This window comes from Glycomyces sp. NPDC049804 (assembly GCF_040674615.1).
Classification (GTDB): domain Bacteria; phylum Actinomycetota; class Actinomycetes; order Mycobacteriales; family Micromonosporaceae; genus Glycomyces; species Glycomyces niveus.
Genome location: NZ_JBFAMQ010000007.1, coordinates 297,701 through 313,122 on the forward strand (window position 1 = coordinate 297,701; position 15,422 = coordinate 313,122).

Below are 15,422 nucleotides of genomic sequence, written 5' to 3' on the forward strand. Positions count from 1 at the left end.
CGGTTCCGGCCTCAGGCAACGGGTTCCATCAGGGCAGCCAGGGCGTGGACGACCTCTCGGCCCTCCACTTGGGAGGCCCACTCCTTCGGCAGGGCCGCGTGGCCGTAGGCCGCGCCGTAGAGGTTGCCGAGGATCGCGCCGGTGGAGTCGGAGTCGCCGCTGTGACTGACGGCGGCGGTGAGGCCCTTGCGGACGTCGTCGGTGCCGAGGAAGCAGTAGACGGCGATGGCCAGGGCCTCTTCGGCGATCCAGCCTTCGCCGAGCGGCGCGCAGGTGTTGGGTCCGGGCGGGATGTTGCCGGCGAGCTTGAAGGCCTGCTGGAGGGCGTCGGCGGTCTCGGAGCGGTCGATGCCGCCGCGCAGGTGGAGCAGGGCGGCGGAGACCGCGCGCTGCGGCGTCTCGCCGTTCATCAGGTGCGCCACGATCATCGCGAACGCCCCGGCCGAGGCTCCGGCGGTCGGGTGGCCGTGGGTCATCCGGGAGCACCGCTCGGCGAAGGCGTACGCCTCATCAGGTCCGAAGTGGAGTCCGAACGGGGCCGAGCGCATCACGGTGCCGCAGCCCTTGGAGTTCGGGTTGACGCCGGGACGCCCGCCGTCGCGCAGTCCGGAGACGCAGGCGTTGCCGGGCGCGCGGCGCGAGTACAGCCAGGGCTGCGCGGCGAGGCCTTCGGATCCCAAGGGCGGCATGGGCTCCCGCTGCGTCGTGAGCCAGCGCAGGTACGCGAGGCGGATCTGCTCGACACGGTCCTCTTCGCTGCTGCCGTCCGTCCCGAGGAGCAGGCCCTCGACGGTGAAGAGGGTCATCTGGGTGTCGTCGGAGATCTGGTTCCAGCGCAGTTCGGTGACGCCGTCGGGTCCGAAGTCCTCCTGGATGCCCTCCCACCGCTCGAATTCGACCTGGTAGCCGAGGGCGTCGCCGACCGCCCCGCCGACGAGGCATCCGAGGACGCGGTCGTGCCGCGTGATCGCTTGAGTCACGCGGGAATTCTATGGCGTCCATGCCGCCGTTCCCCGGATCGCGCCGCGCCCCCGCCCATCGAACGCCCCGGACTCAGGCCCGGGGCCGTATCGTCCCGGCCATCAAAGGGCCTCGCCCTGCGGCCCCGGCCCGCAGCCGGGAACCGTGTCGTACCCCTGTGGGACACCTTTTCGCTGGTAGTGGTGAAGGTGGGAACGGGCGGGTATCCGGGACACCCGGAACGCCCTCGCGGCGGACCCGCCGCGCCCCCGCAGGTGACCCCGGCCACGCTCGTTTGCGTTCGAGCGCGCTCGAAGCCATAGCGTCGGGCCCATGACAACGACCTGGATCATCACCGGCGCTTCCCGCGGCCTCGGCCGCTCCCTCGCCCTCGCCGCACTCGCCAACGGCCACAACGTACTCGCCGCGGTCCGCGACCCCGAGACGGTCGCCGATCTGGCCGCCGCCCACCGCGGTTTCGCCGCCGTCGCCCACGACGTTACCGACACCGACGCCGCCCCGGGGCTCGTCCAGGCCGCGCTCGACCGCTTCGGCCGCATCGACGTCCTGGTCAACAATGCCGGCCGCGCCGTCGTCGGCGCCGTCGAAGAGGTCGGCGACGCGCAGCTGCGCGACCTCATGGCCCTCCACCTCTTCGGCCCCGCCGCGCTCGTCCGCGCCGCCCTCCCCGGCATGCGCGCCCAGGGGAGCGGCACGATCATCCAGATGAGCAGCCAGGGCGGCCGCATCTCGTTCCCCGGCGTCTCGGCCTACTCCGCCTCGAAATTCGCCCTCGAAGGCTGGTCGGAGTCCCTCGCCGGCGAGGTCGCCCCGTTCGGCGTGCGCGTCATGATCGTGGAGCCCAGCCGCTTCCGCACCGGCTTCCACGGCGCCCTCGAGTTCACCGAGGCCGACGCCGTCTACGGCGACACCCTCGCCGCGGTCCGCGCCGACATGGCCGGGGTCGACGGCCGCCAGGAAGGCGACCCCGACAAGGCCGCCCGCATCATCACCGACCTGGTCGCAGGCGACGACCTGCCGCTGCGCCTCCCGCTCGGCGCCGAAGCGGTCGAACGCCTCTACGCCGCGCACCGGCGCGGCCTCGACGAGATCGAACGCCTCGCCGACCTCTCCCGCAGCGCCGACTTCGAGGGCATGGCGCCCTCGGTCCGGCCCGTCTAGGTTTGCGGCATGTCCACCGACGATCTGCTGACGCGGGCGCTCGAGGCCATCGGCGACGACCCGGTCTCCTTCGAGGCGATCCGCCACCTCACCGACCCGGGTCCGACCGCCGAGGCGATGACCATCGCCGAGGTCGCCGACCTCCTGGACGTCTCGGCGCACACCCTGCGCTACTACGAGCGCGAAGGCCTCGTCACCGTCACCCGCGACGGCCTCGGCCACCGCGTCTACGACGCCGCCGCCGTCCGCCGCCTCGTCTTCCTCACCCGGATGCGCCTGTCCGGCATGCCGATGCGCGACCTCGCGCACTACGTCGACCTGGTCGACGCCGGCGACGCCACCGTCCCCGAACGCCTCGACATGCTCATCGAGCACCGCGACACCATCCGCCGCCGCATCCGCGAACTCACCCTCTCCCTCGCCGCCACCGAGTTCAAGATCGCCACCTACGGCGGCGAGGCCGGCCCTGACTCGGTCGAGTGAACGCGAAGCGGCCCCGGGCGATCACCCGGGGCCGCTGCACAGCATCGACTACGCGACAGGCGCTTCCTCAGCCGCCTTCTCCACGATGCGGTCGCCTTCGCGGTCGCCGTGGATCTCGTAGTGCAGCGGCACCGCGTCGGCGTGCGGCTCGCGCTTGCGGAGGCTGAAGGGCACCAGGACCGCCGCGACCCACAGCACGCCCGCGCCGAGCATGTGGAGCCCGACGAGGAGCACGGGCAGGTCCAGGTAGTACTGCGTGTACCCGATGACGCCCTGCAGGAGCTCGACCACCAGCAGCGTGTACGCCGCGCGCACCGCGTTGGCGGGCGCCTTGACCGCGTGCAGCGTCGCGATCAGCGCGACGGTCATCCCCAGCAGCAGCCACACCAGGTCGGCGTGCAGCTGCGACATCAGGGCCGGGTCGAGGCCGTTGCGAGGCGTCTCGGCGTCGCCCGCGTGCGGGCCGGAGCCGGTGACGACCACGCCGAGCACGATCACCGCGAACGCCACGCCCACCAGGCCGCGGGCGAGGAGCCGCACCGGGTGGGGGACCAGCGGCACGATCTCGCCGTCGGGCTCGCCCGAACGCACGTACAGCGCCACCGAGAGCGCCACGAGCGGGATCGACGCGAGGAAGTGCGCGCCCACGACCCACGGGTTCAGGCCCGTCCAGACCGTGATCCCGCCCAGAATCGCCTGCACCGGCACATACAGGCACGCTCCGAACGCCAGCTTCACCAGCGATGAGCGCTTCGGCACCCGCCGCCACGCCGCCAGGAACGCGCCCACCGCGATCGCCACGAGCACCCAGGTCAGCACCCGGTTCCCGAACTCGATCGCGCCATAGACCCCCATCTCCGGGGTCGCCACCAGCGAATCGGCGGTGCACTTGGGCCATTCCGGGCAGCCCAGGCCCGACTCGGTCAGCCGCACCGCGCCGCCGGTCACGATGATGCCGACGTTCGCGACCACGCTCGCGAGCGCCCATCGGCGCACCGCGCCCGGCCTGCTAAACCACCGCTGCAACAGGTTCACGCCGCGAATTTATCCCTGCGGCCCCGCGCCGCCGCCCGCCGGGTCTCGCGGTGTGGGCTGGAGCGGCCCCCGGGGTGTGTGAGGTTAGGCAAACCTGCGTGCCCCGTCTCACGACATGCCGTCTCGACGTGCCAGGACGAATTAAGTAACATTTACCTTGTGGAAATGGTGACGAGGGCGACCAGCCACTCGACGGACGGGGACACCCGCCGCCGAGTGACCCGTCTGCTGCTCGAACGCGGCCACGCCACGGCCGCCGACCTCGCGCAGGAACTCGGCATCACCGCCACCGCCACCCGCCGCCATCTCGACGCGATGGAGGCCGAAGGCCAGGTCGAGACCCGCGTGGTCAAGACCGCCGGACGCGGACGGCCCGCCAAGAGCTACCAGCTCACGCCCGCCGCCCGCACCTCCTTCGGCCACACCTACGACGACCTCGCGATGGAGGCGCTGCGCTGGATCCGCCGCTTCGAGGGCGAAGACGCCGTAGGCGGCTTCGCGGCCGAGCAGGTCGCCCGCCTGGAGGCCCGCTGCCGGGCCGCCATGGACGCGGTCGACTCGGACGACTCGATGGCCCGCGCGCAGGCGCTGGCCACCGCCATGTCAGGCGAGGGCTACGCCGCCACGGCGTCGGTCATCGCGACGGGCGGGCAGATCTGCCAGCACCACTGCCCGGTGGCGGGCGTGGCCGCGGAGTTCCCGCAGCTGTGCGAGGCGGAGACGCGGGTGATCAGCCGCCTGCTGGGCGTCCACGTCCAGCGGCTGGCCACGATCGCCAACGGGGACGGGGTGTGCACCACCCACGTGCCCGGCACGAACCGCGGCCTGCGGGCCGCGGGCGCCGACGGTGGAAGCGGCCCGGTGCCGCTGCCCGACCCCGAACGCGCAGACCGATAACCCGACAGGTCAAAGGTGAGACTTGAGATGACCGACACGCAGAAGAGCGAACCGCTGAGCCAGGCCGAGGCCCTCGCCTCCCTGGAGCGGTACGAGTACGGCTGGGCCGACTCGGACGCCGCCGGAGCGAACGCGCGCCGCGGTCTGACCGAAGAGGTCGTCCGCGACATCTCCGCGCGCAAGAACGAACCCGAGTGGATGCTCGACCTGCGACTGAAGGGCCTCAAACTCTTCGGCCGCAAGCCGATGCCCAACTGGGGCGCCGACCTGTCCGGCATCGACTTCGACAACATCAAGTACTACGTCGAGGCCTCCGAGCGGCAGGCGGAGTCCTGGGAGGACCTGCCCGAGGACATCAAGAAGACCTACGACAAGCTCGGCATCCCCGAGGCCGAGCGCCAGCAGCTCGTCTCCGGCGTCGCCGCCCAGTACGAGTCCACGGTGCTCTACCACTCCATCCGCGAGGACCTGGAGCAGCAGGGCGTCATCTTCATGGACACCGACACGGGCCTGCGCGAGCACCCGGAGATCTTCCAGGAGTACTTCGGCTCCGTGATCCCGGTCGGCGACAACAAGTTCGCCGCGCTCAACACCGCCACCTGGTCGGGCGGCTCGTTCATCTACGTGCCCAAGGGCGTCCACGTCGACATCCCGCTCCAGGCCTACTTCCGGATCAACACCGAGAACATGGGCCAGTTCGAGCGCACGCTCATCATCGCCGACGAGGGCTCGTTCGTGCACTACATCGAGGGCTGCACCGCCCCGGTGTACTCCTCGGACTCGCTGCACTCCGCGGTCGTCGAGATCATCGTGAAGAAGGACGCGCGCGTCCGCTACACCACGATCCAGAACTGGTCGTCGAACGTCTACAACCTGGTCACCAAGCGCGCGGTCGCCGAGCAGGGCGCGACCATGGAATGGGTCGACGGCAACCTCGGCTCCAAGGTCACCATGAAGTACCCGGCCGTGGTCATGGTCGGCGAGCACGCCAAGGGCGAGGTCCTGTCGGTCGCCATGGCCGGCGAGGGCCAGCACCAGGACACGGGCGCGAAGATGACCCACGCCGCCCCGCACACCTCCTCGACCATCGTGTCGAAGTCGATCTCGCGCGGCGGCGGGCGCACCTCGTACCGCGGCCTCGTGCAGGTCAACGAGGGCTCGCACCATTCCAAGTCCACCGTCAAGTGCGACGCGCTGCTGGTCGACACCGTCTCCCGCTCCGACACGTACCCGTACGTCGACATCCGCGAGGACGACGTCGACATGGGCCACGAGGCCACGGTCTCCAAGATCGGCGAGGACCAGATGTTCTACCTCATGAGCCGCGGCCTGACCGAGGACGAGGCGGCGGCGATGATCGTGCGCGGCTTCATCGAGCCCATCGCGAAGGAACTCCCCATGGAGTACGCGCTCGAGCTCAACCGCCTGATCGAGCTCCAGATGGAAGGCGCCGTCGGTTAAGCGGCCCGGCTAGGACTAGGAACCAGAGATTTCATGAGCATCGAATTGGCCACCGGCGCCAAGCCGCACACCCACGGCCTCGGCGAGGTGCCCCCGAAGACCAAGTCGCAGCTGCTGCGCTCCTTCGAGCCCGCGGACTTCCCGGCCCTGACCGGCCGCGAGGAGGACTGGCGGTACACGCCGGTCAAGCGCCTCGCCGGCCTCGACGACACCGAGACCGCCCCGGCGGCCAAGGCCGCCGAGTACGCGATCCGCAGCCTGCCCGCGGGGGTCACCGCCGAAGCCGTCGGCAAGGACGACAAGCGCCTCGGCTCGATCCTGACCCCGTTCGACCGCCCGAGCGCGGTCGCCTGGGCCAAGACCGAGAAGGCCCTGCTCGTCGCCGTCGCGCCCGAGACGCAGGTCGCCGAGCCGGTGTGGCTCGACGTCACCGGCGGCGGCCTCGACGGCGCCACCTGGGCCCACACGTACATCGAGGTCGGCCACCACGCCGACGTCACGCTCATCGTGCGGCACACCGGCCTGGCCCGCCTCGGCGACAACGTCGAGATCTCGGTCGGCGACGGCGCCCACCTGCGGCTCGTCGCGGTCGCCGAATGGGACCGCGAGGCCACCCACGTCGAGCACCAGAAGGCCCGGCTCGGCCGCGACGCCAAGCTCGACCACATCGCCGTCACGCTCGGCGGCGACCTGGTCCGCCAGTACCTGTCGGTCGACTACGCCGGCCGCGGCGGCTCCGTGGACGCCTTCGGCCTCTACTTCGCCGACGCCGAGCAGCACCTCGAGCACCGCCAGCTCGTGGACCACTCCGTCCCCGACTGCCACTCGAACGTGAACTACCGCGGCGCCCTCCAGGGCGACACCGCGCGCACCGTGTGGGTCGGCGACGTCCTCATCCAGGACGCCGCCACCGGCACCGACACGTACGAGATCAACCGCAACCTCGTCCTCTCCGACGGCGCCCGCGCCATCTCGGTCCCCAACCTGGAGATCGAGACCGGCGAGATCGTCGGCGCCGGCCACGCCTCGGCGACCGGCCGCTTCGACGAGGAGCACCTGTTCTACCTCCAGTCGCGCGGCATCCCCGAGGCCGAGGCCCGCCGCCTGGTCGTCAAGGGCTTCTTCAACGAGATCATCCAGAAGATCCCGGACGAGGACCTGCGCGAGGAGCTCACCGAGCTCGTCGTCGCCCGTCTCGACGCCGGGAAGTTCCTCGCACCCGAGGACATCGAGGCCGGTGCCGCAGCATGAGCGAAACCGTGACCGACCCCGATTTCCTGCGCGTGTGCGCGCTCGACGAACTGCCGGAGGGCGAGGCCGTCGCGGCCGACATCCACGGCACGTCGATCGTGCTCGTGCGCCGGGGCGAGGAGGCGTTCGCCCTCTACGACGAGTGCTCCCACGCGGCCGTGGCGCTCTCCGAAGGCGACGTCGAGGACTGCCAGATCGAATGCTGGCTGCACGGGTCGAGCTTCGACCTGCGCACCGGCAAGCCGTCCGGCCCGCCCGCCACCGAGCCGGTGCCGACCTACCCGATCGAGGTCCGCGACGGCGACGTCTACCTCAGCCTCAAGCCCAAGACCACCGAAAACGCCGCTGAGCCCATGACGGGCTCGCAAGCATCGCCCGAAGGAAACCTGTCATGAGCAAGCTCGAGATCCGCGACCTGCACGTCTCGGTCAACACCGACGAGGGCGCCAAGCCGATCCTGCACGGCGTCGACCTCACCATCAGCTCCGGCGAGACCCACGCCATCATGGGCCCGAACGGCTCCGGCAAGTCGACCCTGGCCTACTCCCTGGCCGGGCACCCGAAGTACGAGATCACCGGCGGCGAAGTCCTCCTCGACGGCGAAGACGTCCTCGAGATGAGCGTCGACGAGCGCGCCCGCGCCGGCCTCTTCCTCGCCATGCAGTACCCGGTCGAGGTCCCCGGCGTCTCGGTCTCCAACTTCCTGCGCACCGCCAAGACCGCCGTCGACGGCGAGGCCCCCAAGATCCGCACCTGGATGAAGGACCTCAAGGGCGCGATGGCCGAGCTGAAGATGGACGAGGCGTTCATCAACCGCAACGTCAACGAGGGATTCTCCGGCGGCGAGAAGAAGCGGCATGAGATTCTGCAGATGGAGCTGCTCAAGCCCAAGATGGCGATCCTCGACGAGACCGACTCCGGCCTCGACGTCGACGCCCTCCGCATCGTCTCCGAGGGCATCAACCACGCCAAGGCCACGAGCAACCCGGGCGTCCTGCTCATCACGCACTACACGCGCATCCTGCGGTACGTGAAGCCCGACTTCGTCCACGTCTTCGTCGACGGCAAGATCGCCGAAGAGGGCGGCCCCGAACTCGCCGACAAGCTCGAAGCCGAAGGCTACGAGTCCTACGTCGGCACGAAGGCCGCCTAGCCAACCAGGAAGAAGGAGCCCGTGGAGGCTGCAAGCAAGCTCGACGTCGAGGCCATTCGCGCCGACTTCCCGATCCTGCAGCGCAGGATCGGGGACAAGCCGCTGGCCTACCTCGACTCGGCTGCGACCTCGCAGAAGCCCGTCCAGGTGGTCGAGGCCATGCGCCGCTTCACCGACCACTCGAACGCGAACATCTCGCGCTCGGTCCACACGCTCGGCGCCGAGGCCACCGAGGCCTACGAGGGCGCCCGCGCCAAGGTCGCCGCCTTCATCGGGGCCCCGAGCCCCGACGAAGTGGTGTTCACCAAGAACTCCACCGAGTCGATCAACCTGATGGCCTACGCGTTCCAGAACACCGCCTTCGACCCCGCCGCCGACCCGCGCTTCAAGCTCGGCCCCGGCGACGAGGTCGTGGTGACCGAGATGGAGCACCACGCCAACCTCATCCCGTGGCAGCAGCTGTGCCTGCGCACCGGCGCGACGCTCAGGTGGATCGGCATCACCGACGAAGGCCGGCTCGACCTCGAGTCGCTCGAGGAGGTCATCACCGAGCGGTGCAAGGTCGTCTCCTTCGTGCACGTCGCCAACCTGCTCGGCACGGTCAACCCGACCGCGCCGATCACGCGGCGCGCCCGCGAGGTCGGCGCCCTGGTCGGGCTCGACGCCTCCCAGTCGGTGCCGCACCTTCCCGTGGACGTGACCGAGCTCGGCGTCGACTTCATCGCCTTCACCGGCCACAAGATGCTCGGACCCACCGGCATCGGCGTCCTGTGGGCGAAAGCGGACCTGCTCGCCGCCATGCCCCCGTTCCTCACGGGCGGCTCGATGATCAAGACCGTCACGATGGAGCGCACCACCTTCGCCGACGCGCCGGCCAAGTTCGAGGCCGGCACGCCGCCGATCGCCGAGGCCGTCGGCCTCGCCGCCGCCGTCGACTACCTCGACAAGCTCGGCATGGCGAACGTGCGCGCCCACGAGAAGGAGCTCGCGGGCTACATGCTCGACCGGCTCGAGACCGTCGAAGGCCTCGAGATCGTCGGACCTCGCGTCCCGACCGGGCGCAGCGCCACCGTCTCCTTCACCTTCGAGGGGGTCCACCCGCACGACGTCGGGCAGATCCTCGACGCCGAGGGCATCGCCGTCCGGGTCGGCCACCACTGCGCCAAACCCACCTGCGAGCGGTTCGGCGTCACCGCCACCACGCGCGCCTCGGGGTACCTCTACAACACCCACGAGGAAATAGACCGGCTCGTGGAGGCGTTGGGCCAGGTGCGAAAGGTGTTCGGCTGATGAATCTCGACGAGCTCTACCAGGAAGTCATCCTGGACCACTACAAGCGCCCCCGCGGCGCGGGCCTGCGCGAGCCCTACGAGGGCGAGTCGCACCAGGTCAACCCGACCTGCGGCGACGAGATCACCCTCCGGGTCCACGTGGAGGGCGACAAGGTCGCCGACGTCTCCTACGACAACGTCGGCTGCTCGATCTCGAAGGCCTCCGCCTCCGTGATGTACGAACTCGTCAACGGCGCCACCGTCGACGACGCGCTGGCGAAGCTGGCCGAGTTCACCGAGCTGATGAACTCCAAGGGCCAGTCCGAGGGCGACGAGGAGTCCCTCGAGGACGCCGTGGCGTTCGCGGGCGTCTCGAAGTACCCGATGCGCGTCAAATGCGCACTGCTGGGCTGGAAGGCGTTCCAGGACGCCTTGATCCGCGCCAGCCTCGGCGAAGCTCGCGAGCCGTAAATGAGCAAAGCCTCCTCCGGAAGGACGAACGCATGACCGACACCGTGAAGGCCAAAGAGGACGACATCCTCGAGGCCATGAAAGACGTGGTCGACCCCGAACTGGGCATCAACGTGGTCGACCTCGGCCTCATCTACGGCGTGCACGTGGACGAGCAGAACGTCGTCACCCTCGACATGACCCTGACCTCGGCCGCCTGCCCGCTGACCGACGTCATCGAGGACCAGTCCCGCTCGGCCCTGTGCAGCGGCCCCGAGGGCGGCCTCGCCGCCGACCTCAAGATCAACTGGGTGTGGATCCCGCCGTGGGGCCCGGACAAGATCACCGACGACGGCCGCGACCAGCTCCGCGCTCTTGGCTTCAACGTCTAGAGTCCGCGCGGCTTCAGGCGGCGGGAAGATCGTCGAGGTCGAGCCCGAACGGCTCCCGCGCTGGGTCGAGAACTTCGCGACCCGCAACGGCGGCATCGCCTCCCACCGAGCGGACGGCGACGCCTGGACGATCGAATCGAACGAAGGCATGTCGGCCAGTGTCACCTGGACACTGGCCGGCGGCCTGCCCGCCGGCTGGCTCCTCGACGACGACCCTCTGAAGGCCGCCGCGCACCTGCGCGACTACGCCCTCGAGCCCCGCCGCATCGCCGTGCTCCTCGCGAGGAAGGGCGCGTACTCGGTCGGCATCCTCCAGGACGGCCGCGTGCAGGCCTCCAAGACCGACACCGCCTATGTCCAAGGCAAGACCAAAGCGGGCGGCCAATCCCAGCAGCGTTTCGCGCGCCGCCGCGAGGGCCAGGCCCACGCCGCCGAGAAGCGCGCCCGCGATGCCGTCTTCGCCGTCCTCGGCAACGCCGAGTTCGACGCCCTCGTCACCGGCGGCCCGGTCGAAGGCATCCTCGAAGACCCCCGCCTCACCGGCCTCAAGCCCGCCGTCCACTTCGGCGACATCGCCGAACCCAAAGCCGCCCTGCTCACCGCGACCGCCTACCGCGCCATCGGCTTCGCGGTCCGCCTCTCGGTTTGACCTCCGCCGCCCCCGCCGGGCCGTTCAGCCGAGCAGGAGGGCGATGAGGATGCCGGCGATGCCGATGGCCGCACCCACGATCACGCTGGCCTTGGTCCAGTGGAGCATCTGCTGCTCAGGGTCCGCTTTCTTCTCGACCGAGCTGCGCTGCTTCTTGGCCGGCAGGCGTTTCCACGTCGTGAATCTCCAAGCGAGGAAGCGCGGTCCGAACCGGTGGGACAGCTCCTGCCGAATCGTCCAGAGCGCGATCATGTCGCGGGCGAACTCCTCGATGGACTCCTGCCCGGGGAGCTCGCGGCCCGGGTTGCCGTTGTTCGCGGACATGGGCCGGTACCGGTCGAGCAGTGTCCGGGCGAGCGCGATGAGCGCCTTCTTCCGCTCGGGCTCCCTGACCAGCCCGCGCATCGCGACCAGCGCCTCCGTTGCCCAGGAGTACCGGTTGAGCTTCAACGGGACGTACATGTCCGAGGCGTTCTTGCCGAGCTTCTCTTCGTAGAACTGTCCTGAGAGTCCCTTGGTCACCGTGGCGACGATGGCCTGCGCCGCGGGTCGGACCACGGAATCCCCGGTGCCCATGAGTCGCAGGGCGGTGAACGCCGCCGCGTTCACCGCGAGATCGGGTGTGCCCATATCGGCCGGCTGCCACTCGCCGCTGCCTCGGTCGAATTCGCGGCAGAGGAACGCCGAGAGCCGCTCCAGCTCGGCCTCCCGCTCGGCGGGTTGCCAGGTCGCCAGCGCGATCGCGGACGCTGCGGCAGGGTAGATGCGGTTGCCGCCGGAGCATCGCGTGTCGAGCGTGTCCACAGACCCGGTGGAGCGCACCTTTCCGGCCACGAAGTCGAGCATGTGCGCGATCGTCGTGGTCGTGTTCCCCTTCAGCGGCTCGTGCAAGCTGGTCAGGATCTTCGCGGAGATTTCAGGTCCGGCATAGTTGAGCACGTGGCAGCGGGCGGCTCCGGAGTTGGGGAGCCTGCGGATCAGTGCCTTGTGGTCCTTCTCGCCGATGGTTCCCGACTCGGCCCTGCCGATGCGGATGTCGAACTGGAAAGAGGCCGCGCTCGCGCACACCGACAGCTGGGTGCCGCCGACGAAGTAGGCGAGCCACAGGTCGTCGGGGCCTTCGCGGTGCTTCAGGATCTGACGATGTCCGTATTCGACGGTGCTGTCGATGTCGCGGATGAGTTGGGACCGGCGTTGTGACACTGACTCTCCGGTGAGAAGCGGCCATGCTGTCGAGGCGTGGCTGGGGAAGCGAGTGAAGCTGCGGGAGGAAGCGGCTGGGGGCCGTTCGTTCGGTGAGATTCCGGTCGGTGCGTTCAGGTCCACGAAGGTCGCCGCGAAAGCGGTGCCCGTAGTGGCCTGTCACTTCGCGTCGCGCCCGAGCCTAGACGGTGTGGGCGACAATTGCGCGAACCTCGCAGCGGCCTCGGCCCCCGGCCCGTTTCCGGCCCTTGGCCACCCGGCCGGGCTCGGTGGCGGTCCACTGCGTTTGCCATCTCCGTAGCGTACCTGAGCGTAATTTCGATCCCCGAATTTAGGGCAGGCAATAGGTATATTCCGGGCGCTCGTACTGTCGATTACCCGACAGAAATTACATAGATAAATATCTATGTATGTCTCGCTTATGCGGCACCTGCAAACTCTTGGCAGCATTGAAGGGCATTTGGCGAGGCATCGATGTTTGACTTACTTCCCAAACGAATGTTCAACCGTGTTCGCCTTCGGTTGAACTCAACGATGTCGATCTGAGAATGCTTGTGGCACAACGTCTTGTGGAACGTTGCTTCATGATCGAACGGCTAATGCGCGGCAGTTGATGTTCCGCGCTGTCGCACCGGTCGATGCATGGCACAACTGCACGTGCAACATGCCGCTCCGAACGTGCCCTGACGTGATATGTCGCAAATCACTGATGTTGTCGACCGGGTTCGCGCCGATCATGTCTGAGTTGCTGGAGCAGCTGCCAAGTGCAGGCGAGGAGGCCCACCGACGAGGCGAACAGCATCGAGGAGATCGCGGTCGCGCCGGGGTTCTCGAGAAGGACGACCGCGAGCACTGTCGCCATGGCGATGAAGGCGAAGAAGAGTCCGTTGAGGAACCGCTTGGTGCCCATGATCCTGCGAAGTGCGCGCAGTCCTCCGGGCGCGGGAGGGCTCGCTTCGTCATTCGCCCGGAGTGGATCCGGGACGGCGAGCGAACCGCGGACCGAGCGGGGGTCTTCGATCAAGTCCAGCGCGGTCAGGCACCAGGTGGTCGTGGGGATCGAGATGCTGGCATAGAGCTCGTGGTCCTGTGAGGAGACGAGCCACTGGTCCAAGTCGCGTACCCAGCGCCCATTGCGGAGCCTAGTGCTCCGCAGGTACCGGAACGAGTCGTCGAAACGGGCCGAGTCGTGTCGTGAGGAGATGAGCGCGGTAAGCGCGACCGCGGTGAACGCCGGCGATGGCGGTGCCTGCTGGATGGGGCCCCACATTCCCTGCCGGCCCTGTCGAAGCAGGAATTCCGCGATGAGTTCCCGCTGCTCGGGTCGGGTGTCCCACAAGGAGAAGGCGAGCAGTGTCAACGAAGCCGGAAGGACTCGCTTGACTCCCTCCCCGGTCGCCAGCGTCTCGACGATGGACCGTGTTGGTTCCGGCCCCCTGGGCCAGCCGACGTCCTCGCCGTCGCTGGTCGACCGAACCGAGCCGTCACTGAGTCGTACCTGCCGTTCGAGGAAATCCAGGGCCCGGTCGACGGTGCGGTCGCGCGGGTACCCGGCCTGAGCGAGCGTGATCAGGGCCTGGGCCGTCACCTCGGTCGCGGCGAAGCCGAATTCCGCGCTGGGAAAGTGCCCTCCCTGATCCTGACGGGCCGCGAGTGTCATGGCCGCGCGATCGATGCGGCTCTGAAGATCAGACTGCAGTTCGGCGTGGGAGCGCCTGGCCGCTAGTAGCGAACCCAGGACACGACAGTATTCCCAAGTCGTGTATCTGCGACCTGCGGCGGCGAACGCGTCGAGATCAGCGATGCGGGAGTCTGCGGTGGACAATGCCGCAGCTCGGTTCGGTGGCGAATTCATCTCGTGCGCCTTTGTCGAGGACAACGAGGCTCCAGGGGCTAATCGGAATGCAGATGAGATGCTCGGCGTTGCCAGTTCAGCCTAGCAATGGCATAACATGCCCACGGTCTACTCAGGTGTCGCCTTCCTGACAAAACCCGTTCTATCCCGGTTTGTCGGAATGTCAAGGGCGGCATCGCAATGGTATCCCCTGACCCGTTCGAATCGCCCATCCCGGAATCCGGCGACATCGCCGAACCTAAAGGCTGGCCCGCTATTGGTTGTGGGCGTTGCTGATCGCGGTGATGCGTCCCGTCATCCGCCGGTGGTGCCGTCGACCCGCTCGCGAAGAAGGTCCGCGTGCCCGTTGTGGCGGGCGTACTCCTCAATCATGTGAAGGTAGAGCCATCGCAGCGAAGCGGTCTTCCCGGACGGGTGGGTGAAGGTAGCGTCGAGGTCGCACTCGGCGACTGAGGCGCGCGCAGCCTCGACGGCGACCCGATACCGCTTGAACGCCTCCTCGGGATCGGCGTCGCCAGCCTCCTCGAAATCGGCGTCGGAGTTGTCCTGGGAGTTGTACCTGGGGTGATCCCGCTCGCCGGCGAAGCGGCCGCAGAACCAACCATGCTCGACATCGGTCAGATGCCGGACCAGCCCGAGCAGCGTGAGGTTCGACGGCTCGGCGGAAGCGTGCTTGAGCTGCCCACCGCTGAGCCCCGAGCACTTGTGCAGCAGGGTGTCGCGATGCCAATCGAGGAAGCCTTCGAGCATGGCACGCTCTCCCCCCTGCAGAGGAGGAAACTGCCGCTCCACGTCAGGCGCGATGAAGGTCATGCCTCAAGCTACCGCGAGGGACCAAGTCCGCAGCCATCAACCTGAGCGTGCAGAGTAACCATCACCGGAGAACCGGCCGATCTTCGCCGACGGTGGCTAATCGCCACGAGCGCAATCATTCCGGCTCGCCGACGTAGTGGCGAGGAGCTGCCGTCGAGGTTGCGAGGCTCGGCATCGTCCGACTCTTCAATCTCTCTCGCACCGGCTGAAGCAACCGCACCGCGAAGACGGCTCCCTCCAATAGCCGGACAACCTCCAGAGCTGCCCCTGACCGAAACCGTGTGCCGCGCCATCGGCTCCACCACCCTCTTGGCATAGCGCGCAACAGATCCGGCGGGCAGCAGAGGCTGCGCAGCGGCTGACTACA

16 protein-coding genes are annotated in these 15,422 nt (G+C 68.7%); 11 read left to right on the plus strand and 5 right to left on the minus strand.

The window, feature by feature from the left end; translation table 11 throughout:
• Positions 1-11: 11 nt before the first annotated feature.
• Positions 12-980 carry an ADP-ribosylglycohydrolase family protein gene (locus AB0K52_RS14280; protein ID WP_363531261.1) on the minus strand — a complete coding sequence of 323 codons (969 nt, stop codon included), beginning with the start codon at positions 978-980 and terminating at the stop codon, positions 12-14.
• Between the two features lie 313 nt (positions 981-1,293).
• On the opposite strand from AB0K52_RS14280, the gene AB0K52_RS14285 reads away from it, so the two are divergent.
• Positions 1,294-2,142, plus strand: a complete 849-nt coding sequence (locus AB0K52_RS14285) for an SDR family NAD(P)-dependent oxidoreductase (protein ID WP_363531264.1) — start codon at positions 1,294-1,296, stop codon at positions 2,140-2,142.
• Positions 2,143-2,151: 9 nt separating this feature from the next.
• Positions 2,152-2,625 (plus strand): MerR family transcriptional regulator, encoded by a 474-nt coding sequence (locus AB0K52_RS14290; protein WP_363531267.1) that lies wholly within the window; start codon positions 2,152-2,154, stop codon positions 2,623-2,625.
• Positions 2,626-2,673: 48 nt separating this feature from the next.
• Here AB0K52_RS14290 and AB0K52_RS14295 read toward each other — a convergent pair whose 3' ends face one another.
• Positions 2,674-3,660 carry a COX15/CtaA family protein gene (locus tag AB0K52_RS14295; protein WP_363531270.1) on the minus strand — a complete coding sequence of 329 codons (987 nt, stop codon included), beginning with the start codon at positions 3,658-3,660 and terminating at the stop codon, positions 2,674-2,676.
• 165 nt (positions 3,661-3,825) lie between these two features.
• Here AB0K52_RS14295 and AB0K52_RS14300 point away from each other — a divergent pair, with 165 nt between their 5' ends.
• From AB0K52_RS14300 to AB0K52_RS14340, 9 genes are read left to right on the plus strand one after another with little or no spacing between them, the layout of a single operon-like run.
• A complete protein-coding gene (locus tag AB0K52_RS14300; protein WP_363531273.1) occupies positions 3,826-4,557 on the plus strand; it encodes a metalloregulator ArsR/SmtB family transcription factor in 732 nt (243 codons plus the stop codon).
• Between the two features lie 27 nt (positions 4,558-4,584).
• The gene (gene sufB / locus AB0K52_RS14305) at positions 4,585-6,018 is read left to right on the plus strand and encodes a Fe-S cluster assembly protein SufB (RefSeq protein WP_363531276.1); all 1,434 of its coding nucleotides are present in this window, start codon (positions 4,585-4,587) and stop codon (positions 6,016-6,018) included.
• Between the two features lie 33 nt (positions 6,019-6,051).
• Complete coding sequence (gene sufD / locus AB0K52_RS14310; protein ID WP_363531279.1) at positions 6,052-7,269, plus strand: Fe-S cluster assembly protein SufD; 1,218 nt, start codon at positions 6,052-6,054, stop codon at positions 7,267-7,269.
• The gene (locus AB0K52_RS14315) at positions 7,266-7,664 is read left to right on the plus strand and encodes a non-heme iron oxygenase ferredoxin subunit (protein ID WP_363531282.1); all 399 of its coding nucleotides are present in this window, start codon (positions 7,266-7,268) and stop codon (positions 7,662-7,664) included. The genes sufD and AB0K52_RS14315 overlap by 4 nt, the downstream gene beginning before the upstream one ends.
• Positions 7,661-8,422 (plus strand): Fe-S cluster assembly ATPase SufC, encoded by a 762-nt coding sequence (sufC, locus tag AB0K52_RS14320; RefSeq protein ID WP_208496140.1) that lies wholly within the window; start codon positions 7,661-7,663, stop codon positions 8,420-8,422. The genes AB0K52_RS14315 and sufC overlap by 4 nt, the downstream gene beginning before the upstream one ends.
• A gap of 21 nt (positions 8,423-8,443) precedes the next feature.
• Positions 8,444-9,712 (plus strand): cysteine desulfurase, encoded by a 1,269-nt coding sequence (locus AB0K52_RS14325; protein WP_363531284.1) that lies wholly within the window; start codon positions 8,444-8,446, stop codon positions 9,710-9,712.
• A complete protein-coding gene (sufU, locus tag AB0K52_RS14330) occupies positions 9,712-10,164 on the plus strand; it encodes a Fe-S cluster assembly sulfur transfer protein SufU (protein ID WP_363531286.1) in 453 nt (150 codons plus the stop codon). The genes AB0K52_RS14325 and sufU overlap by 1 nt, the downstream gene beginning before the upstream one ends.
• A 32-nt stretch (positions 10,165-10,196) precedes the next feature.
• Positions 10,197-10,535 (plus strand): metal-sulfur cluster assembly factor, encoded by a 339-nt coding sequence (locus AB0K52_RS14335; protein WP_205325677.1) that lies wholly within the window; start codon positions 10,197-10,199, stop codon positions 10,533-10,535.
• The gene (locus AB0K52_RS14340; RefSeq protein WP_363531290.1) at positions 10,519-11,184 is read left to right on the plus strand and encodes an acVLRF1 family peptidyl-tRNA hydrolase; all 666 of its coding nucleotides are present in this window, start codon (positions 10,519-10,521) and stop codon (positions 11,182-11,184) included. Before AB0K52_RS14335 ends, AB0K52_RS14340 begins: the two co-directional genes overlap by 17 nt.
• 24 nt (positions 11,185-11,208) lie before the next feature.
• On the opposite strand, the gene AB0K52_RS14345 is transcribed toward AB0K52_RS14340, so the two are convergent.
• From AB0K52_RS14345 to AB0K52_RS14355, 3 genes are all read right to left on the minus strand, one after another.
• Positions 11,209-12,387 carry a hypothetical protein gene (locus AB0K52_RS14345; RefSeq protein ID WP_363531293.1) on the minus strand — a complete coding sequence of 393 codons (1,179 nt, stop codon included), beginning with the start codon at positions 12,385-12,387 and terminating at the stop codon, positions 11,209-11,211.
• A 703-nt stretch (positions 12,388-13,090) separates the two neighbouring features.
• Positions 13,091-14,212, minus strand: coding sequence for a hypothetical protein (locus tag AB0K52_RS14350; RefSeq protein ID WP_363531296.1), 1,122 nt, complete (start codon positions 14,210-14,212; stop codon positions 13,091-13,093).
• A gap of 324 nt (positions 14,213-14,536) precedes the next feature.
• Positions 14,537-15,055: a DinB family protein gene (locus AB0K52_RS14355; RefSeq protein WP_363531299.1), complete on the minus strand. Its 519-nt coding sequence runs from the start codon at positions 15,053-15,055 to the stop codon at positions 14,537-14,539.
• Positions 15,056-15,422 lie beyond the last annotated feature (367 nt).